Here is a 26,352-nt window from a genome sequence, read left to right as displayed (position 1 = left end):
GTTCTGGATTATTTTTCAAATACAGGTCAGTTTGAAAACCAGCCGACCGGTTCTACCTGCAGATTAATATTAATTTGTTTAATTTCTTGGAATTCCTCAAGTCCAAATGTTCCAAGGCTGCGGCCAATACCACTTTGCTTATAACCGCCCCAAGGTGCTTCGTTATAAGTAGGATGATAAGAGTTTATCCAGGTAATCCCGGCACGGAGCTTTTTAATTACCCTTAATCCCTTCGCACCATCCTTTGTAAATACCCCGCCGGCCAAGCCATAAATAGTTCCATTGGCTAGCTTAACAGCCTCTTCTTCATTCTTGAATTTTTGAATGACTACTACGGGCCCAAAAATCTCCTCTTGAACAATTCTCATCTCTTGTTCGACATTGACAAAAACCGTTGGTTCAACAAAGTAGCCTTTCTCCAAGCCATCAGCAACGATCCTATTTCCACCGCAGGCCACTGTTGCCCCCTCCTGCTTTCCGAGTTCTATATAATAAAGAATTTTCTCAAGGTGTTCTGCACTGACAAGCGGCCCCATTTCTGTGGAAGGGTCATTTCCAGGACCTACCATAATTTTTCGTGCCCTTTCGACGAAGCGGGCTACAAATTGATCATAAATACTTTCTTCAACGAGAATTCTCGAGCCTGCTGAACAAACTTGGCCGGAGCCGGCATATATACCAAATAAGGCATAATCAACAGCCGTTTCAAAATCAGCATCAGCAAAAATAATATTTGGGGATTTGCCGCCTAACTCCAGTGATACTTTTTTCATGGTGTCAGCTGCTGTCTTCATAATCTGTTTTCCTGTTTTCGTACCGCCTGTAAACGAAATCATATCCACTTCAGGATGTGAAGCAATTTCATTTCCAACCACTGCTCCAGCTCCCATGACCATATTCGCTACCCCTTTTGGCAGACCCACTTCTTCAAAAATCTCAAACAATTTTTTCGGAGTAACCGGAGTGACTTCAGAAGGTTTGAATACAATTGTATTTCCTGCTGCTAAGGCCGGGGCAATTTTCCATACGCTCATTAACAAAGGATAATTCCATGGGACAATTAAACCGCAAACACCAACAGGCTCACGCACTACCATCGCCTGCATCGGATCGGCAACATGATAGGTCTGACCATCTGGCTTGGTAATCAATCCTGCATAATAGCGGAAACAAGCAGCCGCATCGGCCACATCAAAGCCTGCTTCTCGCAATGGTTTACCGTTATCCATGGTCTCAAGCTGGGTTAATTCCTCTGCATAGGCATCAATTTTGTCGGCAATTTTTAATAAATATGAAGCTCTTTCCTGAGCCGATATCCCTGACCAAACACCACTTTCAAAAGCTTTCCGAGCGGCATCAATGGCAGCTCGGGCATCTGTAATTGTCCCTTCAGGGGCATGAGCGATAATTTCTCCATTAGCAGGATTGTAAACTAGTCGTATTTGTTGATTTTCAGCATCTTTCCACTCACCATCTATAAACATCTTAAGATTTACCACGCGGTTTTTTACTTCGACCATTTTATTACCTCCTTTTTTCACCCTCACTAATAACTATTGCAAGAAGCGTGCCAACAGATAAATGCGGCTAATTCTATGCCTTTTTTCAAAAAAACGCTTGATGTTATTCAATCCTGCATAACCCTATTTCCATGTGCATAAAAAAAGCTGACTCAGATATTGGTCTGAATCAGCTTAAAATTTTATAGAGATGAGTAGTTTTCCAATTTACTATTTTTTTCGGTTACTATTTTTTGATATTTCCGGCTGACAGAAGACTGGCTAATCCCAAGGGCTTTGGCCGCCCTCGTGGTTGTCTTGTATTGATTCATAGCCATCACAATCAACTGTTCCTCTACATAATCAATGGCATCCTGTAATGGAATGACTCGGGTAATTACAGGCTTCATTTTTTTATGTTCATATCCAAGTGATAAAAATTGACTGACAAATTCAGCGTCAATAGCTGAATGATCAGCCGTCACTACTAATCTTTCAATAATATTCTGCAGTTCCCTTACATTACCCGGCCATGAATAAAATTCAAGCACATTAATGGCGTCAGGGGTCAAATGATAATTACGTTCATACTTTTCATTTAATCGCTGCAGGAAATGGAAAGCTAACAGAGAGATATCCTCAGTCCTTTCCCTTAATGGCGGAATATTCAGTGGAATCACATTTAACCGATAATATAAATCTTCACGGAAGGTACCTTCCTCGACCATCTTGGCGAGGTTTTTATTCGTGGCGGCAATGATTTGGACATCCACCTTAATCGGTATGGTACTTCCAATTGGAATCACCTCATGTTCCTGAAGGACCCGTAACAACTTGACTTGAAGGTGGAGTGGCATTTCGCCAATTTCATCAAGGAATAAAATCCCGCCGTCAGCCTGTTTAAAATATCCGTCCTTACCGTTCTTATCGGCTCCCGTAAAAGATCCCTTTGCATAACCAAACAATTCACTCTCAAGCAAATTATCCGGAATCGCACCACAATTTAATTTTAGGAACGGTTTATCGGAACGTTTGCCTAATTGATGAATGGCTTGTGCGATAACCTCTTTCCCTACACCTGATTCCCCGTGGAGAAGCACCGTAGAGGAAAAATCCGCAATTTTTTTAACCTGATGCATGATTTTTTCCATTTTCGGACTGCAATAAATGAGTTTTTTCAAAAAGCGATCCTTGGTCCTGAAATCATCTAGTTCTTTCTTATACTTTTCCGATATTTTCCGCATTTCCTGCAGTTCACTCTTTAGTCTAGTTGTTTCAGTGATATCCCTTGATGCCACTATAATCCGATCCAGTTCATTTTGTTCAGTAAAGACCGGATTTCCAACCGCTAAAATTTTCCTCCCGTTAAGTGTTTCTTGTACAACAGAGACCTTTTTCTTCTTTTCAATGACCAGCCTGGTAACCGATGGAGTAAATAGGCCCCGGTCCTCTAGCTCCAAGATGTTTTTACCGATAAGTTCCTTTAAATCTACGTTCCAGAAATCATGTAAGATATTTTCGCTAAAACGGATTAGTTCTCCCTTGGCGTTGACAACAAGAATTTCATCGTAAATACTGGATAGAATGGCATTTAAGTCCTTATTCAAATCCTTTATATGTTCAATTTCCATGGCCATCTCTTCTACCATTGGAAGATCCTGGACCACAATAATAATGCCTTCCACTTCATGGTCATAGTTTAAGATCGGACTATAATCAACAAGGACCCCCATCTCATTCGTTATTTCAAGATGATTTAGCAGTGTCTTTCCGGTTGAAAAGACTTGCTGAATGCGTTCCTTGCTAAAAATATTTTCTGCGGGAAAATTTAACACCCTCTCAGCTGTTGATTTAATCATTTTTAAACCAGCATCATTACAATTAATAATCTTTTTTTCTTTATCTAATACGAAAATCCCCATTGGAATCGAGGTAAGGATAATTTTTAATAAGTCAACACTCTTATTTTCCTGTTTAAATAGTTCTGCGAGGACATCTTCTCGCTGTATGTAACCTGCTGGTTTTCCATCGGTCCCTCTGATAATGGCAAAGGGCTCACCAATAATTTGAAACAAAACAGGCAGGGAAATTTGTTCACTAAGGCAGCAGATACCATCAATTGGTTTCGCATTTTTTAGTAAGACTTCAACAGATGCCGCTTCTTTTTCTTTGCTGCCAATGTGTACATAAGCAAAAAGTTGATTTTGCTTTTTTAAAAATAAAAAGGGTTCTTTCAGTTTATTTAAAGTTGCACGAAAGACTTCCTCACTTTCATCCACTGAGACTGATACGATTGGTTTGATCTTTTCTTTTGCCACGGAAAACATCACGAAGCCCCCTTATTCACCTTCATACTATCATACTACCACTTTCTTCAGAATTTTTCTTAAAAAACTCACTGATTGGCGAGTCACATAAGGCGAAGATCAAACCGTGCTGCCCTTATGCCTGAAGCCTTTCGGCTAAAAAGGAGATGTGGATTTATCCACATCTCCTTTCCGGCGATTAATCACTGCCGGTGACAAACAAATCTTCTTTAATAAAAGCCAGCACCATCCCAGGAATCACTTCATCGCCCTCCTGGACCTCTAATGATTCTATTTCACCACTGACACTTGTTTGGATGGTTTCTAGATGGCCAGTTTCTGTTTTGATCATGAATAACGGTTCCCATTCATAAATTCTTGCTTCATCTTTAACCGAAATCTTTTCCACCTTCCCATAACAAGGACTTAGTACTACTCCGAAATACATATTTTTCACTCCTAATCGATATATTGTTCCTGAAAAGGCTGCGTCTGTAAGACATAGCTGAAGAAATTCTGTAATTCCGTTATGTCTTCATCTTCTATTCCCAAGCGTTCCGCCCAATGCTGGTCTTGGCTCGTATCTTCCTGACAGAGAAGGACCATATTTCCTGACTGAAGCGAGGTAACCATTGCCTTACCAAAAAAATAACTCGAGTAACCAATCGTTAAATCATAGCGATGATGATTCGTAATTAAACAAAAATAGCGTAAAAGTTGATTTTCCTTTTGCTCCGATAAAATATCTATTTTCATAAAAGTTCCTCCCCTATAGTGGTTATTAATATTTCAGCCAGCCTCTTAGTCTGGAAGCTTCCGCTAACCGTTGAATGCCTTCTATATAGGCGGCAATTTTCATATTGACGCTATATCTTTTTGACGTGTTATATACATTTAAAAAACTTGCTGTGATTTTTTCTTTTAGACGGAGATCAACCGTTTGATCTGTCCAATAATAGCCCTGATTGTTCTGACACCATTCGAAATAAGAGACAATCACACCCCCAGAATTAGCCAGTATATCAGGGACGACAAGAATTTCACGATGATCCAGTATTTTTAATGCCTCTTTTGTTGTTGGTCCATTTGCCGCTTCAATGACAATCTGGCACTTTAATTGACTAGCATTGTTTTTATTAATCACTCCAGAAATCGCAGCTGGGATTAAAATATCACATTCTTTCTCGAGCAATTCCTGGTTTGTAATCGGACTGTTAAAGCGATTAGAGACGATTCCAAACGAGTCCCTGCTTTCAAGCAAATAAGGGATATCTAAGCCATTATCGTCATATAATCCTCCTAAAACATCACTAATCCCGATTACCTTGGCCCCTAAATCATATAGATATTTCGCAAGATAGCTGCCGACATTTCCAAAGCCCTGGATAATCACACGGGTGTCCTTTAATTGCATCTTCTTCAATTCACAGACCATTTGAAGTGTATATAAAACACCTTTAGACGTTGCTGTTTCCCTTCCAAGTGACCCTCCTAAGGCAATTGGTTTTCCTGTAATAAATCCTGGGGAATCAAATTCACGAATATGGTCATATTCATCGAGCATCCAAGCCATGATTTGGGAATTCGTATACATATCAGGTGCTGGAATATCTTTCGTCGGCCCAACTATTTGGCTTACTGCCCTGACATATCCTCTGCTAAGCCGTTCTAATTCATCTAAGGTCATATGGCATGGATCACAGATAATGCCGCCTTTTGCACCACCGTATGGCAGGCCAGTTATTCCGCATTTTAAACTCATCCAGCCAGCTAGTGCCTTCACTTCTTCCGGTGTCACGTCAGGATGAAAACGTATTCCTCCTTTTGTGGGTCCGGGTGCATCATTATGCTGGGCACGGTAACCTTGGAAAATTTCTGTTTTTCCATTATCCATGCGAACAGGGATACTTACTTCTAAAAAGCGCATTGGTTTTTTTAGGAATTCAAATACCTGTGCAGGATAGTCTAGAATGTTGGCTGCTTCCCTAAGTGTCTCCTGGAACTCGACCAAAGAATTATCCCTTTCCTTGCCGGCCTCATTCCTTTTTACCTCAACTGATTCAATTGACACTTTAACACCTCATTTTTTTATTGTTACTATCCTAATAGCAATTTTCGTGCCAACTTCTTTTAAGCACTCCCTTACGCATTTTTACTCGTTTTGTTTTGAGAATTTATGTGAAAATAGTTGAATTATTCAAAAACGCATAAATCCATGTCATTTTTTATAACTTTTAGTCTCTGTTAAACGAAATTGTTGTTTTTTATACTCTGTTGATTGGAGCGGAAGGTGCTCGACTCCTGCGGGAGTACGGGGCAGGGGAGACCCCGCAGGCGCTAATGCGCCGAGGAGGCTCCCCTGCACGCCCGCGGAAAGCGAGCGCCTGGAGCGGAAATCAACAGCCAAATTTAACAGCGCCAACTTTTAAAAAAAATAACGCACTCGCGATTGGAATGCGTGTAAAATGTTTTGATGTTCAGGAAACGAGGGAACGATATTTATAAAGAGGAGGTCCTTTCAGCCTCATCAAGACTTAAATCGGCAATTTTGATGGTAAAAAATTTTGTTTGGAAAAGCATATAAATAATTCCAACACCTACCCAAACAAGCCCTCCAATTAAAGCATCCGCTTGCAGGTTATACCATAAGATCCCTGTTAATCCTGCCCCAAGAATAGGCATGATTAGGTAAGAAAAAATATCTTTAACTGTTTTATATCTCTTTTGTTTGAAAATAAAGTGGGCGATTACGGATAGGTTAACAAAGGTAAAAGCAATTAGTGCACCAAAATTGATGAAGGAAGAGATTAATTCTAAACTTGGGGCGATGGCCAGCAAAGAAACCACTCCAACTAGGATGACATTAAAAACAGGGGTTCGGAATTTTGGGTGGACATAGCCAAAGGTTTTTTTCGGCAATACACCGTTGCGTCCCATTACATATAAAAGCCTCGATACACTGGCATGGGAAGCAAGTCCGGAAGCTACTGTTGCCGCAAAAGCACCGGAAAGGAAGATTAGTTTAAAGATGGTCCCACCAACATACAAGCCTATTTCAGGTAACGTATCATCGGTAACCTTAAAACCTGAAACATCAGGGAATAGGGCTTGCGCGAAATAACTACAAATAAAGAAGATTGCCCCACCAATAAAGACCGTCAACATAATCGCTTTGGGCATTATCCTTTGGTCAATTGCTTCTTCTGCATACATGGTAACTGCGTCAAACCCAATGAAGGAAAAACAAACAACTGTTGCGCCTGTCAAAACTGCTCCAAGATGGACATTTGAATGAAATAAAGGTTGAGTTGTAAAAATGGTCCCCTGCCCCATTCCTTTCGAAAGCTGGACAAAGCCAAGCACAATAAAGGCACCGATTAACACCACTTCAAAAATAACCAGTAGGGCATTTAAACTTGAGGTTTTCCCCATACTCCAGGCATTGAGTGCAGTGACAATCGACACATAAACAACAACCCAAATCCAAGCAGGAACGTTAGGGAACACGGATACCATATAAATTCTAATAATTAATGCATTTACCATTGGAAGCAAGATATAATCAAGTAAGGCGGACCATCCTACAAGAAAACCTAGATGGGGGCTCATGGTTTCCCGTGTATACGTATAGGCAGATCCGGCGCTAGGGAAAACGCTTACCATTTTACCGTAACTAATTGCTGTAAATAACATCACAACCAATGCTGCAAGATACGCGAGTGGAACAACGCCATTCGTCTCGTCAGACACGATTCCAAAGGTATCAAACACAATCGTTGGTGTCATATAACCAAGTCCAAGCATGACAATTGCCCATAATCCAAGGGAACGTTTTAGAGTGGTATTCTCCAATTTTATCAACTCTCCTTTTCCTAATTAATCTTTTGCAAATAATCAATCAATTCAAGGTGTTTTATTTTTTTCATATAATGGACTTTAAGGGTCCATTATTCTCCCGTTCAACTCTCCCTCCTGTCATTTTAAATAAATTACTTATTATTTTGAATAATGCAATTATTGTGCCAACCCTTCATTTTAAATAAATAACCACTTACGTTTATTTTGTTTATAAAAATAATCCTGTATTATGTAGTTTTGCATAACCTAACCTTTATTGCATAAATAAAAAGGCAGCAAAATTCATTTAGTGAATTTTGCTGCCTTTTTAGAATAATTGATATCTGGTTTGAGATACTAATTATCGTGCGAACCTGTGGTTTCCAATCGTAACAGTTACAGGACGTGAAGTAATCCATGAACTTGTTGACGTTTTAGGGTTGTAGAAGAATAAAGATCCATTTCCTTTTCCAGTTAGAGCGATTGCTTCATTTACCGCTTTTTTAGAAGCAGCATCAGCTGGCTGGTTAATTGTTCCGTTTGCTACTGGAGTAAATGCATAATGTCCATTAGCAATTTGATAGATTACCCCATTTACAGTGTTCGGAAAATCAGCACTTCTTACTCTATTAATAATAACTGTCGCAACCGCGACTTTCCCTGCATATGGTTCGCCAACTGCCTCTGCACGAACTAGACGGGCCATTAAGTCCTTCTCTGCTGCCGTGTATGGAGAGTTTGGTAATGTCATATATTGACCTGCTATAAGTGGTTTACTATTATTTGTATTCATTACGCTATTAACAGGAATACCGAATCCTTTTGCTATTTTCCAGTATGTCTCACCATATTGTACTTTGTGAGTGGTTGCTGCCTCAGTTTGATTTGTTAAAGTAAATGCTGAAATTGATAACATTAATCCAGCGGCTACTATTAGTTTCTTTAACTTTTTCATGTATTTGTTCCTCCTAGTAGTCGTTTTTGGTCTACTAACAGGCTATCAGATGTAATATACTCGTTCATTGCCCAAAGTTTGGTAATTTAATATCAACCCTTCTAACCCTTGCTACAAAACAAGTAAACTATAATTAGTTAAATTTATCCATCGTAAAAAATTATCAAATAATATCTAACTAAGGAAAAAGATGGACCTATCTTTACAAAGATTTCAAGCTGTAACAAACCATATTAAAAGGAATTCTGTATAAAAGCCTATTTAGAGTAACTTTTTCACAAAATTGCCATCAAAACTATTGGAATTGGCAGGATTTTCTTTTTAGTTTTGGTAATAATAATAGTGAAGCCATATTGAAGGAGGATTTATATAGTGGAAAATCAGTTAGTGAACGTCCTAAATAAGCAAATTGCCAATTGGTCTGTATTGTATATGAAGTTACATAACTATCATTGGTACGTAAAAGGCGGGCAATTCTTTACGCTGCACGCTAAGTTTGAAGAATTCTATAATGAAGCAGGCCTTCATGTGGATGAATTAGCAGAGCGGTTACTGGCCATTGGAGGTAATCCTGTTGCAACAATGAAAGAATGCCTAGAACTATCCTCGATTCGTGAAGCATCTGGCAGCGAACCTGCCGAAGAAATGGTTCAATCCATCATTAATGACTTCTCGATTATTATTGGAGAACTAAAGGAAGGCATGAGCCTTGCTGGACAATTAGATGACGAAACAACCGGAGATATGCTCCTTGCTATTCATTCCGGATTAGAAAAACATGTATGGATGCTGAACGCATTCCTAGGGAAATCCATTTAAAGCTATGAGTCCAACAGTTAAACTGTTGGACTTTTTTCTATTCTTATTTATAATAGGTCCCCTATTGTCAGAATCTGTCGTAAACTGTACAATTTTAAATACACAATTCAAGGATTTACTGGGGGAATATCTATGAAACGTATCATCCTTCTTATTCTAACGGCACTTATTCTTGCTGCCTGTACACCAAAAGCGTACACCGAAAGTATGGACGCCGGAAAAGCAGCACTAGAAAAGGGAGACTATGTTCAGGCGATCAATAAACTTGAAAATGCAATAGAAGAAAAAGACACACAAGATGCACAAAACTATCTTCATATCGCTAAGACATTAGTAGACAGCCAACAACTCTATCATGATGGAGAATTTGACACTGCGATTGATTCGATTCAAAAACTGTTAAAAGATAAAGCTATGAAAAATTCAAGTGCAAAAATTGAGAAACAAGCCAATACACTTTTAGCTGAGGTTAAACGAGCAAAAACAGTTTCGGAAACGATGAAGGAACAAATGGTCAAAGGGAAAACACTGTTTGAGGGCGGGCAGTACGATCAAGCCGCGGAAGTATTTAAGGGAATCACCGAAACAACTGACTTACCTGAAGTCAGTGACCTCGAATTAATGTCCAAAGATGCTTCAGAGCTTTTAACCGAAGCAACGAAAAAGGAAACTGCCTTAGTGCAGGAAAAACAAGCGCAACAAGAAGAAGCAAAACAAAAAGAAACTGAGGAAAAGCAGAAACAAGCAGAGGCAAGCAAACCGCTTACCAGCGAGCAGGCTGTGCAGCTTGTTAAAGAACATCTTAAAATTAAATCCAACCAAAACGTAAAAATTGTTTATTATCATGATGCAGAAAACGGTGATTATATAATCAAAGTTTATGAATTTGTCATTGATAATCCCAGCACAGGAGAAGGTCACACTGCTACTTGGGGTTGGTATGGCGTGAACAAACAAACGAAGACTGTCTATGACGCAATGAATTAGAAAAATACACTAAAGGCTGACCCAATCTATTTAGGGCCAGCCTTTTTATTGTTAAAATTTCTATTTCTATGCACTTGTCCATTTCAACTTATCTTGCTTCTACATAACTTATAATACATCGACAAAGGAGGTGGATTACTATGAGCGGACACAATAACAGCTTCGCGTTAATCGTTGTATTGTTCATTCTTTTAATCATCATCGGTGCATCTTGGATGTACTAATTTTTGATTAAAACCTTCTAAGAAAAAAGGAGCGAAAAAAATAATTTTTTCGCTCCTTTTTATTATTCCATTAAGCTCTTTGCCTGCGGGCAAGAATTAGTAAGCTGACAGTTATAATCGTAAAAGCAATAAACGCCAACAACGGAATTGTAATAAACCCAAGCCAGTTTATGTAATCCTTGGAACAGGGTACACCGGTTGTACACATTTCAAATTGCTGTAAATACGGGAGCTTTTGCAATAGCGTATGATATCCTGAAATAAGCATCCCAATAATGGATAGTGGAAGAACATACCGATAAATTCCTTGGTCATTACGATAAAAGGCGATGCCCAAAATAATGGCTAACGGATACATAAAGATTCTTTGGTACCAGCAAAGCATACAAGGGATGAAGTGCATGACTTCGCTAAAATATAGACTGCCAAGTGTAGCAATAATCGCAGCAAGCCATGCAAGCAGCAAAGGCTTATTCATTCTTGCTCCCCTTTGCCGCTTCATCTACCATTTTCTTCAAGTCATCAATGGTTTGACCTTTAAACATTTCCCCATTGACAAAAATGGTTGGGGTACCTGTTACACCCAATTTTTCAGCGTAATCCATATCCTTTTGCCAGTCATCCTCAGAACCTTTTGCCTGGAAGTTTTTCACAACCTTTTCTACTTCTGCGTCACTAGCTACCTCTTTCAACGTACTAGTTAAGAATTCTTCGGTAAACACATCCATTTTCTCATATTTTGAATCCTCTGGTTGTTTTTTATAAAGGAGTTCATGGAATTTCCAAAATGTCTTATTCCCCAATTCCTTAAAGACCGATTCAGCGAATTTAGCGGAACGAATCGAATCTGTATTAATGAAGGAATCGTTCATAAAATAAAATTTAGCTTTTCCGGTGTCAACCAACTCTTTTTCAATAACAGGTACCACATTGGTGGCAAAGTTCTTACAATTTGGACATTTATAATCGCCAAATTCAATAATCGATACTGGTGCGGTCTTTTCTCCAAGATAAGGCTGATTCGTATAATCAATTTTACTTACTTCCGACGTTTCTTGTTTTTTGTTATGATTACCAAAAAATATAAACGCTGCAAGACAGACCACCACTAGTCCAATCACCCAAAAGGTAAACTTTGCTGATGAATTACTTCCACTTTTCTCGTTTTTCTTTTTATTAGCCATATATAAACTCCTTTATCTTTCACTACTACTTTTAACATCCTATACCATTAAATTTTACTAAACTAAAACGATAATGCAAATAAAACAGTTTGACTCCACAAATGAAAAGAAGCATTCGTCATATGGCGAATGCTTCTTTTCTATAGGGGCTTATTTTTTTTACTCATTTTAGACAAATGATCACTAACACCGGAAAGCTCCATTTTTTGAAAGACACGGTTACACAGGGAAAAATTAATATATGCTCCAATACTAAACAGAATTAAAGTAAAAACAGGCAGGTACATTAATACAACTACAAGTAGGACAAACACCCCAATAATGAATAAGGTAATTGGAAAGTTTGCAATCGCCATAAAAAAGGAACTGGTAATGGCTCGCTTCCAAGTTATTTCATAATGGGACATGACTGAAAACAAATAGGCTGAAGTACCTGTAAACAATAGGCTTATTAATAATAAAGGCACCAATATAATGAATCTGGCCCCAGTTTGGTCTTGATTTAGATAAAAATAATTGAAATACAATAATAAGGAAATGGCCATCCAGATTAGGCCGATGATAAAACTATGTTTAAAGTTTTCTCTAAAGTATCTGAAGTAATTTCTAACTACACTCGTATCCTGATGCAGCTGCCATTGCCGGACAACACTAAACATGGCTGTTGTTGCAGGTACTATGGTAACAATGGGAAGGCAAGAAAGAATCCAAAAGATATTTAATATAAAAAGATTGGAAAATCGATCAACTACCGCGTAAAATCTGGTATCTAATATATTCAATTCTACCACCCAATTCTATTAAAAGTTTTTATATTGATTCTCCTACTTTTAAGACAAGTTAGAGTTTACCGTTCTAACCCCATAGACCCCGCCTGCTGCATTTCCTGCACTAGATTGGAATTTAACTTCTACTTTTTGCTTTTCTTTTGTCAAACTTAAGGGAATCTCATAGTACATATCAACAAGGCCATCGGCATGATTTCCCTCAAGTTTTTGAGTAGCAATTAATTGACCATCAATAAGAATAGCAAATTCACGTTTAAAAATTTTACCCTCTGTAAAGAGCGTCTTATCCCTACCAAAATAAGTTACTTGCAAATACATTTGCTTTTCTGGCTCCACTTGCATTTGATAACTGAAAAATCCTTCACCGCGGCTGTCGCGCCATGATCTTTCTACCTCGTTAAAATAACCTGTGTTAGAATTGCTGCTTTGTACACCATGTTCAATCTCAGGCTGCTGTTCACCTGGCTGCACCACATCCACAGTAATTGCTCTTAACCTTTCAAGTTCCTCTTTTTCTTTATCTACAAACGTTTTATAGGCTTCTTCATCCATTAGATTCCAATATAAGGTATAACGCTGATGATGCAGATCGTAAAACGGAATAAGGCTCACTTTCCTATTACCAGGCTGGCCGACTTCTGTAGTTTCAAACACCAATGGTTCTCCCTCAACAGGCTTAATCCAGTCAGTCAAATTTTCTTTGTCAGCAACCAGACTTGGCACATCTATTAATGGATAGTTATTTAATTTTAAGTGATCTTCTAAGATATCGGTTTCTGGGAAGTTCTCTTTGCCCAGTGCCCCGGCCAATACTACCGGCCCGTACATAATTCCAACTTTTGTTGGATTATCTTTAGCGGTATAAGTATGAAGACCAATTGGAAGTGAAAATTCAATCGTATCTCCTGCACTCCAATTTCCCCCTATCACAAGATAACCATTTTTTGCAGTAGCATCTACTTTAACACCATTAACCGAGAGGGCTATGTCTCCATTCACCCAATATGGAACCCGGATATGGACATTTAGGGATGCGTCTTTCGCTTCTTCAAAAGATACCCGCACATGATTTGACCTTGGGAAATCTGTTTCTTGTTTTAGTTTTATCTTCTTTTCTTCTATTACTAGTTCAGAAGAAATGAATAAATTAACATATAAATCTTCATGATCTTTATAGAAAATATTTCTTGTATAACGAGCAGGATTTTCCATTCCTGTCCCCGTGCAGCACCAGAAAGAATTATCGTGTGAACAATAGATTTTAAAATGACCTGGCTGTGTACTTACAAAATAGGTCTTCATTCCGGATTCAGGGTCCTGTGAGGCAAGGATATGATTGTATAGGGCCCTTTCATAGTAATCCATATATTCACTCTTATGATCCCAAGCGAATAAGTGCTCTGTAAGTTTCAACATATTGTAGGTATTACAAGTCTCTGCAGTTGTGATCCCAAGTGTTTCCTTATTAATAGGACCAAAATGTTCTCCAATACTATTTCCGCCAATAATATAAGAACGGTTTTTGGTTACTTCATTCCAGAAGAACTCCGCCATGTTCTTGTACTCCTCATTCCCAGTAATCTCATATAGCGAAGCCGCCCCAATTACTTTTGGAATTTGTGTATTGGCATGTTTTCCTTCTAGTTCGTCCACATCTCTTGAAAGAGGCTCCAAGATTGCATTGTGGCAAAATCTGATCGCAAGCTTTAAATAATCTTCATTTTTAGTAATGGTATAGAGATCGGCCATTGCCTCATTCATACCACCATGTTCGCAAATAAGCATCCGTTGGAACTGCTCATCACTAAGATTGTCCGTCCCTTTTTTGGCCCAATCTGCCAGCTTAGTAACAACGTCAAGCGCTTTTTGATTACCTGTTAGCGTATAAACATCAATAAGTCCAGCATAAATCTTATGAATGCTATACCAAGGGACCCATCCGCCAGCTAAACTAAAATTCTCCACCTCAAAATCCCCTGTGAAAACCTTATCGAAATATGTTCGCGGGAAACCACTGACATATCCATGTTCATCAAGGCTTTGTACATAGGCTAGTTCATTCACTGCATACTCCATTTTACTTAATAATACTTCATCTCTTGTTACGGCATACATTGTAGCTGCTGCTGAAAGCCAATGACCAATCGAATGGCCACTTATCGGCGTCGATTCCCAGCCGCCGTAACGAGGCTTTTTAGAAGTTTGTGAAACTGCTTCATAACAAGGGGCCATCAGACGATCAACATCGAGATAAATCAAATACCCCTTACCCTTTTCTTGTGACTCTTTAAAAATACCATCTAATAATGTAACGTTTTGCATTATGTATTCTCCTTCAGGGTCTAAATAGAATAGTAATTGTATAGCTATCGATAGAATCGATAGCTATACGATAACAATATGCTGATCAAGTGCTTGTTAAACCTCTGTCTCATCCCTTTACAGAACCGATCATTACGCCCTTTTCAAAATACTTTTGGATAAATGGATAAACAAGTAATATTGGTAGAGTAGAAACAATAATAACAGCATATTTCACTTGGTCTGCATATTTTTGGGCGTATCCGCCTGCAGCCCCACCAGATCCTGCACCTTCAGAGAAGACTTGGTTGGACACAAGAATATCTCTAAGGACAATTTGAAGCGGCTGCAAACTGTAATCACGGATGTACACAAGTCCTGTAAAGAAGTCATTCCAGTGCCCAACTAAATAATAAAGTCCGACAACTGAAATAACCGCTTTTGATAGAGGTAAGGCAACCTTTCCAAAAAATTGAAAATGGGTACAACCATCCATTTGTGCTGCCTCAAACAGCTCTTTTGGCAGCGAAGATTCAAAAAACGTTCGTGTGATAATAAGGTTAAATACATTAACAGAGAATGGGATGATAAAAACCCACATCGTATTTGTCATATGTAAGTCTTTCATTAACAAATAGGTTGGAATTAATCCCCCATTGAAAAACATAGTAATGATGAAAATAATCATGATGACACGTCTTGCTTTGAATTCCTGTCTTGATAGAACATAGGCTGCTGGCAAGGTAAACAATAAATTAACAAACGTTCCTAGTACTGTGTAAATAATGGTATTCTTGTAACCCACCCAAATTCTTGAATCATGAAAGATTTCCTTATATCCAAACAAACTAAAACCTTTCGGAAAAAGGGTTACTTGACCAGTTGAAACAAGTGTAGAATCACTGACAGAGGCAATAACAACAAAATACAACGGATAAGCAATGATTAAAAATACACAAGCAGATAATACCAAGATGATAGAATCAAAAATGATATCTGAAGTGGATTTACCTTTTTTAAAAATCCCCACGACTTTTCCTCCTCACTGGGGTTAGTTTGCCATTTGATGATTCCCAATTATGCTCAATTTTTGAAACGAATTAAAAGATTACCACAGGCTGATATTGGAGAACCTCTTGGCAATAAAATTCATGCCTATTAAGAAAATAAAATTTATCAGAGTATTAAATAATCCGATGGCTGCAGAATAACTAAATTGGTTAGAAATAATACCAATCTTATAGACATAGGTTGCGATAACCTCAGATACTGGAAGATTCAATGGATTTTGCATTAAAAAGACTTTTTCGAATCCTGTGTTCAGAACATTCCCCATACTAAGAATAAAGAGGATAATCATGGTAGGAATAATAGCGGGCAGATCGACATACCGAATCGTTTGCCATCTGCTTGCTCCATCAATTTTAGCAGAGTCATATAATTGAGGATCTACACTTGATAGGGCTGCCAAATAGATAATACTGTTCCAGCCACAATGCTGCCATATATCAGAAAGTACATAGACAGGAATAAACGCCTTAGTTGACCCTAATAAATCGATATCCCCAAGGCCGATTGAATTCATTAAATGTCCAATAATACCGGTATTAGGAGACAATAAAACATTTAACAAACCTACCATAACTACCGTTGAGATAAAGTGCGGCAAGTATACAGTCGTTTGTAAGGTTTTCTTTGACTTCTTCCAAACCACCTGATTAATAATCAAAGCTAAAATAATCGGGGCAGGAAACCCTAGGATTATGGATGCTAAACTAATAAAAACCGTATTTGTCATTAAATCCTTGAAAGCGTAATTATGGATGAATTGGTCAAAGTAATAGAATCCCCGCCATTCCCCACCCGTGAGCCCCTTTGAAAAATCAAAATCACGGAAGGCTAACTGGATCCCATACATGGGGATATAGTTAAAAATAATGATAACCGCAATAGCTGGCAGGATCATAATCCATAATTGATAGTCTCGTTTTAAGGCATTCATTAAGCTAGATTTCCTTGATAACTGTGTACTTGGAACACTCTGTATTTTTTCACTGATTTTCTTGGTTTCGGGGTTCAAAAAGGCCACAAACTGATACCTCCTTTATTTTAAGGCTCTGTTAAATTTGGTTGTTGATTGCAGCGAAAGAAGCACACTTTCCGCGGGCGTGCCGGGGAGCCTCCTCGGCCCCATACTCCCGCAGGAGTCGAGCGCCTTCCGCTCCAATCAAAAGAGTATAAAAACAACAATGTCGTTTAACAGAGCCGATTTTAAAAAGATGCTACACCACTCCCAGGGTGATATAGCATCTTCCTATAAATATTTACTTTTGACTGCTCATATATTTGTCGTAGTTTTTTTGCATAATTTTAAGATTTTCTTCTAAACCGGTCTTCTTGACATTTTTCAAATAGCTATCCCACTCTTTTTCAATACCGCCTTTAGTAATCCATTGTGAAAATTTTGCTTTGGCTAAGGTATCAAGGTTCGTATTGTTTAAACTTAATTTGGAATTGTCCTCTTTACTGTATTTCATAAACATACTAGGCAGAAGGTCTTTATTCTTATCGATTGAATTTAAAACAGGATCTAGAGGTTCCGTTTGTTTTCCCACAGATTGCATATCAGTTCCAAGAGTTAATTTTAAATCATCGGAAATATACATTGGTCCGTTATCTGCCCAAGTAGAAGTCCATTTCCATGTACCCGGATCCATTTTGGAATCTTGCGGCTGTAATACCTTGTATGTACCGTCCCCATTATCCGCAATATTGGTGCCTAGTGAACCAAATAACACCTGCATACTTACTTTCGGATCATACAATTCATTAATAAATTTCAATACAGCATCTTTATGCTGACTCTTCGCAGATACCGAAACCATGTTTGCACCATAGTTTAATGCATTATAATCGTAGTCCCAAGATAACTTAGCGGTAGAATCAGCAGATACTTTTAGTTGTGGCATTGATGTATATTGTGGTGCCAATTGGTTACCAAATCGGTCTGTAACTTCCCAGCCCCAGCTAAATCCAACCTTTGCAACATCCCCAGTACCACGAGCAACGGATTGGAATTTAGTGTAATCCTGAGTGAATACTTCCTTATTAATTAAGCCTGCTGCGTAGCATTTGTGCAAAAATTCAATTAATTTTTTGTATCGCTCATCCTGAAGGTAGTTTTTGACCTTGCCATTTTCCACGAAGTAACCAAAAGGAGCGGCATCTGTTAAAGTAATTCCCTCGCTTCCAAGTAGCATGGAAGGTGTAAAGAATCCGGCATAGTTTGCTCCAAAGTCCATTGGGATTTCATCTTGTTTTCCATTGCCGTTAGGATCTTTTTCCTTAAACGCTACCAAAACATCATATAATTCATCCCATGTTGTCGGCATCTTCATCCCGACTTTGTCTAACCATTTTTGGTTAATAAACATTCTTGTTGCAGTACCCGGCCAGAATCTTTGGTACTTAGGAAGACCATAAATGTTCCCATCAAGTTGTGTTGCAATTCCTTTTGTTTCCGGTTTTTCTTCAAACATTTTCTCAACATTTGGAAGACTCTTCATATCATCAGATAAATCCTCAAATAAGCCATTATACTGGACATAGTCTGCGTCAGTAATGGCGTTTGGTCCTACAATTAAGTCAGGAATATCGCCGCTGGCAAGTAAGGTCCCCTTTTTCTGCCCCCAGTCAGCGGTAACCTGCTGCCACTTAATTTCCACACCAGCACGTTTTTCTGCTTCTTTTAACCATTCCATTTTTGAAAGATCTTGTGTTAACGGATGTTTTGTAATAAGAGCCGTTAATTGTACCTTACCATCTTTTGTTGTACCGCCGCTTGCTGCCTTTCCCTCAGTAGATGCTTTATCATTGGAACAAGCAGCTAATACAGAGGCAGATAATGACAGTGCCAGAAAACCTTTTACAAACTTTTTCTTTCTCATATGATTTCTCCTTTTCTATGATTTATAGAAACAATCTTTATGTTTTCTTGTAGAATTGCCCATATAAAACTATTACTACCTGTACAAAAAACTCTACAATTGGTATTTCTGTTATCCTTTTCAAAATCATCGTCACGGAGTCATTGCTCTTCAAAAGCAGATCAAATAAATGGACTTTCCTGACTAAAGTCAACAGTCTTTATTCCATTAATAGTGGATATCCTTCACTTCCTGAATATACCTCCCCTATTATAGTCTTTTTATTTCTTCCGCTCTCAATCGTGTTGTAAACACTTACATTTATTGATTTAAGAATACCATTGGGTCTATATACTGTCAGTAACCAACAAAGTATATTTGGTGGACAAAATTGACTATATAAAAATTTATAATTATAATAGTGTAATAAGAATAAGAAAAATAGAGTTATGAAATCTTTCAGGCATGAAGAGGAGAAATTTATGACAGAATACCTGAAAATGAATGTTAGCTCCCCAATTGAATTTGTTCTTGGTGGTAAATTAATTTCCACTGAACCTTTTACTCATATGAAACGAACAATGCCTCTTTGCGAAATTATTATTGGCATAAATGAAATACTATATATGGAATGTAATGGGATAGAGTATGAGGTTAAACCGGGTGATGTGTTATTTGTGCTGCCAAATCAGCTCCACTTAGGCTATGAGGAGTGCCAGGCAGGACTTTCCTTCTATTGGTTTCATGTACTTTTGCCGGACGATCTAACAATAATGGATGAGATGTCTATGGGAAACCAAGCTAAAATTCTTCAATCTAATCCTTACGCCAAGGAATCAAATCATTCCATATTATTACCCATCTATTCAACCCCAAAGCGGATTGATAGAATCAATATCCTATGTAATCAAATATTGGATGTAGCACATGCAAACTACTTTAATCGTTATGCAGCCAGTTATCTAACCACCTCTTTACTTATAGAATTATCAGAACAAACCATTACAAACTTTCAGGATCCTTTAAATAGTACGTATTCAGACAGCAAACTAGTAAAAATATTAGAATGGATTCGTGTAAATGCATTGGATAATTATATTTCCACTAACTCTATTGCCAAAACCTTTAATTATAATAGGGATTATTTATCTCGTTTTTTTAAAACTAGTACCGGCATGAACGTACAAGAATATATCCATATTCTTAAATTATCAAAAGCTAAAGATTTACTCATTAGCACAAATATGAATATTGGAAAAATCGCCCACTTAATCGGAATTAATGACGAAAGATATTTTATGCGACTCTTTAAAAAGTACGAAAAAGTTACTCCAACAGAATATCGCCAAGCATATCATCGTATCCCCTTGAATCGGGAATAAAAGCTATTATCCTTAGATACATAAACTGACTTTACTACTGATGATTTCAAAATGCCTTAAAAACAGCAGACTAAAACTCACCAAAAGACAGTTTTGGTGAGTTTTTCTACTTTCTCATTAACTTAAATATGCGGCCATCCATCTTCGCCCCAATATAAAGGTCTAATTTGCAAGGTTGGCTTGCCTTTTTTCAAGCCATCATAAGCGTGATTCACAAGCAGGCTCGAGTTTCCAGAAAAGTAGACCGCACAATGACCAGGACCAATCCAGCGCTCATCTCCTGCGTCAATCAACGTTCCGCCCCCTTCCATCATCGATATCCCGTCTTTATCAAAATATGGTCCGGTAATCTCCGGCGCCCTGCCGACAACAATTTTATAAGTACTTTCAATACCGCGGCAGCAAAAATCAAAGGATACAAACTGATAATAATATCCTTCCTTATATACAATAAACGGTGCTTCAATCGTATTAGGCTGTTCCATTCTACTTGAAATAGACAGTAATTCGGCATTTTCAGCCGGCTTCATTGTTTCAGGGTCTAATTTAATCAGCTTAATACCAGACCAAAAGGAACCAAAATTTAACCATGGCTGACCATCTTCGTCAATGATTAAATTCGCATCAATTGCATTAAAATCATCAGTTTCAGTCGAATGGATCACATGTCCTTTGTCTTGCCATTCATAATCAGGATTCTCGGGATTAAGCGTTGTATTCGTTACTAACCCGATTGCCGAAGTATTTTTTCCGAAGGTAGACACAGAGTAATAAATATAATAGACACCATTATGAAAATAAATATCTGGTGCCCAAATACTATCTTCGTCTTTTTCTGGTACATATTCCTTTGTCCACTCCGGTAGAGAAGTAAAAATAGGACCCACTTGTTTCCATTTCACGCCATCTTCAGAGGATTTTATTTGAATGCCGCTTCCTGTATGGAATACATACCAACGGGAATCTTCCTTTGCAATTACCGGATCATGTGCCCATAAATCCCCGTTCAAATTCCAATCAATATCGTAAAAATTAACCCCGCCAAACTGTTCTGCCTTAGCCATAAGTAGTTATTCCCCTTTCCGCTAAATCATTAATATATTAATTATACAATTAATAATAATATTAACAAATTAACTAAATAATAAGAAGAGGTTATGACTAATCTACTTAAAAATTCCTACATCTTGTACCAAAATTTCCCACCTCATTCCAATTAGATTTTACTTTCCATTTTTTAAAAATAAGAGAAAAGACCCATGAGGAATTAATTATTTTATATTACTATTAATTCATTAATATTTATATTAATATTAATGATATTTGTAAGCGGTTAAAAAGGTTATCAATCTACTAAATGGTGGTGATTTCTAGACGCAGCTTGGGGACGATTTTCTTTTATCGTACATAAAGAAAGGAGAAATTTTAATGAATAAACGCATGCTTCAAAAATTTGCCTTTATGTTCTTAACACTTTTATTAATCATCCCAATTTCAGTATTTGGGAAAACAGCTGCACAATCTACTGCTCAGCCAAGTGAAAACAGCAATAAACCACACCTTGACTATCCAGGTGAAGATCCAAATTTTCAAAATGTATCTGTACATGACCCTTCCATTGTAAAAGATGGTGATACTTTTTATGTTTTCGGCTCCCACATTGAGGCAGCCAAATCAACTGATTTGATTCATTGGCAAACCTTTACGAATGGGTATACAACACCTAATAATGCGATATATGGTGATTTATCAAAGAATCTTGCTGGTTCTTTTAAATGGGCCGGTGAAAACGATTCTGACAGTAAAGGCGGCTTTGCGGTTTGGGCCCCGGATGTTTTCTATAACAAAAACTATGTTAATCAAGATGGAACAAAGGGTGCCTATATGATTTATTATAGTGCTTCCTCTACGTATATCCGTTCTGCGATTGGTTTTGCCGTATCGCAAAATATTGAAGGGCCTTACAAGTACGTTGACACCATCGTCTATTCTGGTTTTACAAAGAATGATGCGAAGGATGCCAACAGTAATGTGAATAAGAAGTGGACCAATACAAATATTAAGCAGCTTGTAGATAACGGTACATTAGAAGGTCCAAGCGATGATTGGTTTAATACGAATGGATCTTTCAATAATTACAATTTCCCAAATGCCATTGACTCCACCGTGTTTTATGATAAGGATGGAAAACTATGGATGACTTATGGATCTTGGTCTGGTGGTATTTATGTCCTTCAGATTGATGAAAAAACAGGTAAGGCCATTTATCCTGGCAAGGATGGAAAAACCGCTGACGGCCGTCTAGTTGACCGTTATTTTGGCACAAAAATTTCTGGCGGATATTATAAATCCGGTGAAGGCCCTTATGTTATTTATGATAAGAACACTGACTACTATTATTTATACGTAACGTATGGCTGGTTAGGTGCTGACGGCGGCTATAACATGAGACAGTTCCGTTCTAAGAGCCCAGATGGCCCTTATGTAGATGCCTCCGGACAAAATGCCGTTTTACCAAGTGATGTCGCAAATACCCCTTATGGAAATAAAATCATGGGGAACTTCTTATTTGAACGAAAAGTGGGCGACCCTGGAACAGGAATCGGTGTTGGTTATCTTTCTCCAGGACACAACTCTGTTTACTTAGATCCGAAAACGGGACAGCAGTTTTTGGTTTTCCACAGCCGCTTCCCACAATCAGGAGAGTATCATGAAGTCCGAGTTCACCAGATGTTTATGAATAAAGACGGCTGGCCAGTGGTTGCACCATACCGCTACACTGGTGAAACATTAGACAAGGTTAATAAACAAGACCTAATTGGCGACTATCAATTTATTAACCAAGGAAAAGATTATTCAGCTGCTATTAATAAATCTGTTTTCATTCACTTAAATGAAGATGGAACGATTTCTGGTGATGTAACTGGTACTTGGAAGAAAACCAGCCATAATCAAGCGGAAATAACTGTTGATGGACATACTTATAACGGAGTATTCGTTAGAGAATGGGATCCTGTTTCAAAAAGTAATGTAATGACATTTACCGCCCTTTCAAATGAAGGAATTTCTATTTGGGGAAGTAAATTAGCAGATAAAACAGATCAAGAAGTGGTTTCCGATGTTGCGAATGACCTAAATCTCGGTGATACAGAAAATGTTATTTCAAACTTAACGCTTCCAACAGAAGGTACTCGCCACACAACGATCTCTTGGGAAACTACAAATGCAAATGTTGTAACGAATACTGGGGTTATTACTCGTCCAGAAGCAGGTTCAGAACCTGTTACAGCTACACTTACAGCAACGATTACCAAAGGGGATGTAACCGACAAAAAAGTCTTTACGATTAAGGTACTGCCATATCAAGAGGCTGGCTTAGCAGCTCAATATTCCTTTGAAAATAACCTGAATGAGAAAACGGGTACATTTGGGCCAGGAAGCATTACTGGTAATCGAATTGATAATACAGGCGGGACTATTTCTTACGCTGCTGGTAAAAGCGGCGAAGCTGCCGTCTTTAATGGTGCCTCTGGTATTCGCTTACCAAACGGATTAATCTCAAGCAACCAATATTCTGTATCACTATGGTTAAAACCTGAACAATTAACCATGTATACAACCACCTTCTTTGGTGCAACAGACCCTAATAGCTGGGTCAGCCTTGTTCCAAACGGTCCAGCTGGCGGGAACACGATGGTCTGGTCTGGCAGTGCCAAATGGTACGATGCTTCTTCAGGGTTAACAATTAAGACCGGTGAATGGACACATTTAGCATTTACCGTTGATAACGGAACGATTAAGGTGTACGTGAACGGTGTTGAGAGGTTTACAGGTACAAACTTCTCGAATATTTTTACGACAAACAACGCCAGCTTCAGCCTAGGTGTCAACTGGTGGGATACTCCATTTAAAGGCTTAATGGATGAATTGAAAGTCTATAATGGCGCCTTGACTCCTAATCAAGTAACAAACTTAGCACAGAACAAATAGTTTCCAAAATAAAAAAATCGTATGGATATCCAGTATCCATACGATTTTTTTTTAAGATAAGAGAGAATAAAAGTTTCGACTTTGGGAATTGTCCAGCTCCAGCGCCTAGCCCCTCGAGGTCACAAGCCAATCCGTCCAAAAGGTTAAAAAACAACCTTTCGGCCGGCTCGTCTTATGCTTGTCGGGGCTGATCAAGGCGCTTGCGCTTTTCTTAAAGTCTTTCTGTCTCTTCTTTGGTTAATTCACTATCATTATAATAGAGGCGAAAACGAATATCTTGATTATAATTGCCAAAGCCTGTTCCAAATAGAGTAACCCCGCCGACATTTTGGCTCTCTTCAAGGACGGCAATCCGAAACGTCCATTGCTTCTCACGAATACTAACATCATCAAGACTAACATCTGATATCTTTAGCCCATCCATATAGGTACCGTCTGATGTTATGCGGAGCCGTTTTAGCAATCCATATTGATTGACTTCACTCGGCCACCAGTCAGGTGTGAATTTCCCTCTGCTATCGCCGAAATCTCCGGGACTAGTCCATTTCCCCAATACGACATTATTTAGGTAAAAATGGATATCCGAAGGCCAATTACTGTTCGTAAATGGTGCCTCAGATGAAAGCTCTAAAGATATTTCAAGTTCGCTTGGGTCTTGATTGCCCAGCAAGAAGTTAGGCAGCTTATATTCCACATACCCTTTCCCAAACCACAAAATCTTGGCACTCATTCGGTCAGGATAGAGAAAATACCTTGGATCATCAAATTCTCCGATAATCGTGTCAGTGGTTGCAATTCCACAGGTTGGTTCGATGGAAAAATCAGTATAGTGACCAACTGACACTTCTGTTTCGTGAAATTTCTTTAGTTCACGTTCCTTTGATGGAAATAGTACTTCCATTTTTTCAGTCACAAGATAGCACTTTTTTTGTAATCCACCTTTACCAGAGACTAATTCCGACTGGATGATTCCCGCTTTCTCTAATTTCTTTACATGCATGGTCATGATGGCGCTGGTGAGTTCTAAGCTTTGCGCGAGTTCCTTTACATTTCGAGGCTGTTCCGCCAAAAGGTGAATAATTTTCATTCTTACCTTACTTGCAAGCGCTTCAAAAACAGGAAGTGATTGTTCAGATATGTCTAAATTCATGTAGTAATTCCACCTTAATAATCATTAATAAATTTATTAATAATTATAACATTACTACTAATTTCCTATATTTTCAATATAGGACGCGAAATTTATTTAGTTAATCTAATGAAAAAAATCATGCAAATGCCTGCATGCCCTTTTATGAAAATTATTTATGATAAATAAATCTTTCGCCTGGAACCATCATGTGGAATTTTTGGTTAGGGTAGTGATGAAACAAGTAATCCACAAAATAAGCAGGATTCTCTCGATTATTCGGAAACATATCGTAATGAATCGGAACAATCAAGTCTACCCCAACAGCTGCCGAAAAGTCTGCTGCTTCTCTGAAACTCATATTTCCAATAATTCCTCGTGAAGTGCGGAAATAGTCTCCGCCATTGATTGGCAAGAAAGCAACATGTGGTTTAAATTCTTTAACCTTTTCAATCAGTTCAGGTGTCACTACTGTATCCCCGCTGTGAAATAGACGAATTCCGTTGACCTCTATGAAATACCCTAAAAATGTATGATTTCCTAACGAATCCGTTTCGTATTCCGTATGAGCCGCAGGAATGGGTGTAATTTCAAATCCTTTAATAGTAAAGGATTCACCATCTTTAGCGGCGTGTATATATTTTTTTCCCACATGTTCTTGAACTAACGAGATGAGCGGTGTTGGGATTGCAAACATGGAGTCAGAACCTCTTGCAATCTCTTTAATGCTTAATAGATCTAAATGATCATCATGTCCATGTGTAACTAAAACACCGTCTAAATTTCTGAGCATTCCCGGGTCAACAACCGATGGAAAAGCTCTCTTAAATTCAGTCTTCGGGTCCCGTTCTTCAATACTTCTGCTTAAATAAGGATCGATACAAAGGAGCCCATTCTCTTCTGTTCCCTTTAAGAGGATACCGGCTTGACCTAAATTCCAAAAGGAAACAGATTCTCCGTAAATCTTTGTCTTCCTTACCTCATTCATTAATTCTTCTCCACTTTTATAAATAGCTTCCATAGAT

The 26,352-nt window shown here is 38.2% G+C and carries 22 protein-coding genes; 5 read left to right on the top strand and 17 right to left on the bottom strand.

Going from position 1 to position 26,352, the window contains the following annotated elements; genetic code table 11:
- Positions 1-26 precede the first annotated feature (26 nt).
- The 7 genes from COD92_RS12960 to COD92_RS12930 form a co-directional block, all read right to left on the bottom strand.
- On the bottom strand, positions 27-1,499 hold the full coding sequence (locus tag COD92_RS12960; RefSeq protein ID WP_098531855.1) for an aldehyde dehydrogenase family protein: 1,473 nt from the start codon (positions 1,497-1,499) through the stop codon (positions 27-29).
- Between the two features lie 203 nt (positions 1,500-1,702).
- Positions 1,703-3,826: a sigma 54-interacting transcriptional regulator gene (locus COD92_RS12955; RefSeq protein ID WP_098531833.1), complete on the bottom strand. Its 2,124-nt coding sequence runs from the start codon at positions 3,824-3,826 to the stop codon at positions 1,703-1,705.
- A 178-nt stretch (positions 3,827-4,004) separates the two neighbouring features.
- Positions 4,005-4,253 carry a biotin/lipoyl attachment domain-containing protein gene (locus COD92_RS12950; protein WP_098531832.1) on the bottom strand — a complete coding sequence of 83 codons (249 nt, stop codon included), beginning with the start codon at positions 4,251-4,253 and terminating at the stop codon, positions 4,005-4,007.
- An 11-nt stretch (positions 4,254-4,264) separates the two neighbouring features.
- Positions 4,265-4,561 (bottom strand): SAV0927 family protein, encoded by a 297-nt coding sequence (locus COD92_RS12945; protein WP_098531831.1) that lies wholly within the window; start codon positions 4,559-4,561, stop codon positions 4,265-4,267.
- Positions 4,562-4,586: 25 nt separating this feature from the next.
- The gene (locus tag COD92_RS12940; protein WP_098531854.1) at positions 4,587-5,870 is read right to left on the bottom strand and encodes a Glu/Leu/Phe/Val family dehydrogenase; all 1,284 of its coding nucleotides are present in this window, start codon (positions 5,868-5,870) and stop codon (positions 4,587-4,589) included.
- Between the two features lie 434 nt (positions 5,871-6,304).
- Complete coding sequence (locus tag COD92_RS12935; protein WP_098531830.1) at positions 6,305-7,657, bottom strand: APC family permease; 1,353 nt, start codon at positions 7,655-7,657, stop codon at positions 6,305-6,307.
- A gap of 346 nt (positions 7,658-8,003) precedes the next feature.
- Positions 8,004-8,597, bottom strand: a complete 594-nt coding sequence (locus tag COD92_RS12930) for a cell wall hydrolase (protein ID WP_098531829.1) — start codon at positions 8,595-8,597, stop codon at positions 8,004-8,006.
- A 372-nt stretch (positions 8,598-8,969) separates the two neighbouring features.
- Here COD92_RS12930 and COD92_RS12925 point away from each other — a divergent pair, with 372 nt between their 5' ends.
- The 3 genes from COD92_RS12925 (at position 8,970) to COD92_RS12915 (ending at position 10,627) form a co-directional block, all read left to right on the top strand.
- Complete coding sequence (locus COD92_RS12925; RefSeq protein WP_098531828.1) at positions 8,970-9,416, top strand: Dps family protein; 447 nt, start codon at positions 8,970-8,972, stop codon at positions 9,414-9,416.
- A gap of 132 nt (positions 9,417-9,548) precedes the next feature.
- Positions 9,549-10,403, top strand: a complete 855-nt coding sequence (locus tag COD92_RS12920) for a hypothetical protein (RefSeq protein ID WP_098531827.1) — start codon at positions 9,549-9,551, stop codon at positions 10,401-10,403.
- Positions 10,404-10,543: 140 nt separating this feature from the next.
- Positions 10,544-10,627 carry a YjcZ family sporulation protein gene (locus COD92_RS12915; protein ID WP_098531826.1) on the top strand — a complete coding sequence of 28 codons (84 nt, stop codon included), beginning with the start codon at positions 10,544-10,546 and terminating at the stop codon, positions 10,625-10,627.
- Positions 10,628-10,697: 70 nt separating this feature from the next.
- On the opposite strand, the gene COD92_RS12910 is transcribed toward COD92_RS12915, so the two are convergent.
- From COD92_RS12910 to COD92_RS12880, 7 genes are all read right to left on the bottom strand, one after another.
- Entirely contained in the window at positions 10,698-11,105 is a 408-nt protein-coding gene (locus COD92_RS12910) for a disulfide oxidoreductase (protein ID WP_098531825.1), read from the bottom strand.
- Positions 11,098-11,811 carry a DsbA family protein gene (locus COD92_RS12905; RefSeq protein ID WP_098531824.1) on the bottom strand — a complete coding sequence of 238 codons (714 nt, stop codon included), beginning with the start codon at positions 11,809-11,811 and terminating at the stop codon, positions 11,098-11,100. Before COD92_RS12905 ends, COD92_RS12910 begins: the two co-directional genes overlap by 8 nt.
- 140 nt (positions 11,812-11,951) lie before the next feature.
- A complete protein-coding gene (locus tag COD92_RS12900; protein WP_176541298.1) occupies positions 11,952-12,593 on the bottom strand; it encodes a YesL family protein in 642 nt (213 codons plus the stop codon).
- A 48-nt stretch (positions 12,594-12,641) separates the two neighbouring features.
- The gene (locus tag COD92_RS12895) at positions 12,642-14,921 is read right to left on the bottom strand and encodes a glycoside hydrolase family 127 protein (RefSeq protein ID WP_098531822.1); all 2,280 of its coding nucleotides are present in this window, start codon (positions 14,919-14,921) and stop codon (positions 12,642-12,644) included.
- Positions 14,922-15,030: 109 nt separating this feature from the next.
- On the bottom strand, positions 15,031-15,894 hold the full coding sequence (locus tag COD92_RS12890) for a carbohydrate ABC transporter permease (protein ID WP_480254375.1): 864 nt from the start codon (positions 15,892-15,894) through the stop codon (positions 15,031-15,033).
- A gap of 114 nt (positions 15,895-16,008) precedes the next feature.
- Positions 16,009-16,902 carry an ABC transporter permease gene (locus COD92_RS12885; RefSeq protein ID WP_098531852.1) on the bottom strand — a complete coding sequence of 298 codons (894 nt, stop codon included), beginning with the start codon at positions 16,900-16,902 and terminating at the stop codon, positions 16,009-16,011.
- Between the two features lie 322 nt (positions 16,903-17,224).
- A complete protein-coding gene (locus tag COD92_RS12880) occupies positions 17,225-18,847 on the bottom strand; it encodes an extracellular solute-binding protein (protein ID WP_098531821.1) in 1,623 nt (540 codons plus the stop codon).
- A 461-nt stretch (positions 18,848-19,308) separates the two neighbouring features.
- Here COD92_RS12880 and COD92_RS12875 point away from each other — a divergent pair, with 461 nt between their 5' ends.
- The gene (locus tag COD92_RS12875) at positions 19,309-20,208 is read left to right on the top strand and encodes an AraC family transcriptional regulator (protein ID WP_176541297.1); all 900 of its coding nucleotides are present in this window, start codon (positions 19,309-19,311) and stop codon (positions 20,206-20,208) included.
- Between the two features lie 122 nt (positions 20,209-20,330).
- Here COD92_RS12875 and COD92_RS12870 read toward each other — a convergent pair whose 3' ends face one another.
- Entirely contained in the window at positions 20,331-21,272 is a 942-nt protein-coding gene (locus COD92_RS12870) for a family 43 glycosylhydrolase (protein ID WP_098531819.1), read from the bottom strand.
- A gap of 364 nt (positions 21,273-21,636) precedes the next feature.
- On the opposite strand from COD92_RS12870, the gene COD92_RS12865 reads away from it, so the two are divergent.
- Positions 21,637-24,198, top strand: a complete 2,562-nt coding sequence (locus tag COD92_RS12865) for a LamG-like jellyroll fold domain-containing protein (protein ID WP_098531818.1) — start codon at positions 21,637-21,639, stop codon at positions 24,196-24,198.
- A gap of 211 nt (positions 24,199-24,409) precedes the next feature.
- On the opposite strand, the gene COD92_RS12860 is transcribed toward COD92_RS12865, so the two are convergent.
- On the bottom strand, positions 24,410-25,348 hold the full coding sequence (locus COD92_RS12860) for an ArsR/SmtB family transcription factor (RefSeq protein WP_098531817.1): 939 nt from the start codon (positions 25,346-25,348) through the stop codon (positions 24,410-24,412).
- Positions 25,349-25,499: 151 nt separating this feature from the next.
- Positions 25,500-26,348, bottom strand: a complete 849-nt coding sequence (locus COD92_RS12855; RefSeq protein ID WP_098531816.1) for an MBL fold metallo-hydrolase — start codon at positions 26,346-26,348, stop codon at positions 25,500-25,502.
- Positions 26,349-26,352: the final 4 nt, after the last annotated feature.

Source organism: Bacillus sp. AFS037270, from assembly GCF_002585305.1.
This window is presented reverse-complemented; position numbering and strand designations above follow the sequence as displayed.

Bases quoted from the DNA above. Each gene is read 5' to 3' on its own strand.
- COD92_RS12955 (WP_098531833.1), bottom strand. From the start codon at position 3,826: ATGTTTTCCGTGGCAAAAGAAAAGATCAAACCAATCGTATCAGTCTCA.
- COD92_RS12950 (WP_098531832.1), bottom strand. From the start codon at position 4,253: ATGTATTTCGGAGTAGTACTAAGTCCTTGTTATGGGAAGGTGGAAAAG.
- COD92_RS12945 (WP_098531831.1), bottom strand. From the start codon at position 4,561: ATGAAAATAGATATTTTATCGGAGCAAAAGGAAAATCAACTTTTACGC.
- COD92_RS12930 (WP_098531829.1), bottom strand. From the start codon at position 8,597: ATGAAAAAGTTAAAGAAACTAATAGTAGCCGCTGGATTAATGTTATCA.
- COD92_RS12920 (WP_098531827.1), top strand. From the start codon at position 9,549: ATGAAACGTATCATCCTTCTTATTCTAACGGCACTTATTCTTGCTGCC.
- COD92_RS12915 (WP_098531826.1), top strand. From the start codon at position 10,544: ATGAGCGGACACAATAACAGCTTCGCGTTAATCGTTGTATTGTTCATT.
- COD92_RS12910 (WP_098531825.1), bottom strand. From the start codon at position 11,105: ATGAATAAGCCTTTGCTGCTTGCATGGCTTGCTGCGATTATTGCTACA.
- COD92_RS12905 (WP_098531824.1), bottom strand. From the start codon at position 11,811: ATGGCTAATAAAAAGAAAAACGAGAAAAGTGGAAGTAATTCATCAGCA.
- COD92_RS12895 (WP_098531822.1), bottom strand. From the start codon at position 14,921: ATGCAAAACGTTACATTATTAGATGGTATTTTTAAAGAGTCACAAGAA.
- COD92_RS12885 (WP_098531852.1), bottom strand. From the start codon at position 16,902: ATGAATGCCTTAAAACGAGACTATCAATTATGGATTATGATCCTGCCA.
- COD92_RS12880 (WP_098531821.1), bottom strand. From the start codon at position 18,847: ATGAGAAAGAAAAAGTTTGTAAAAGGTTTTCTGGCACTGTCATTATCT.
- COD92_RS12875 (WP_176541297.1), top strand. From the start codon at position 19,309: ATGACAGAATACCTGAAAATGAATGTTAGCTCCCCAATTGAATTTGTT.
- COD92_RS12870 (WP_098531819.1), bottom strand. From the start codon at position 21,272: ATGGCTAAGGCAGAACAGTTTGGCGGGGTTAATTTTTACGATATTGAT.
- COD92_RS12865 (WP_098531818.1), top strand. From the start codon at position 21,637: ATGAATAAACGCATGCTTCAAAAATTTGCCTTTATGTTCTTAACACTT.
- COD92_RS12860 (WP_098531817.1), bottom strand. From the start codon at position 25,348: ATGAATTTAGACATATCTGAACAATCACTTCCTGTTTTTGAAGCGCTT.
- COD92_RS12855 (WP_098531816.1), bottom strand. From the start codon at position 26,348: ATGGAAGCTATTTATAAAAGTGGAGAAGAATTAATGAATGAGGTAAGG.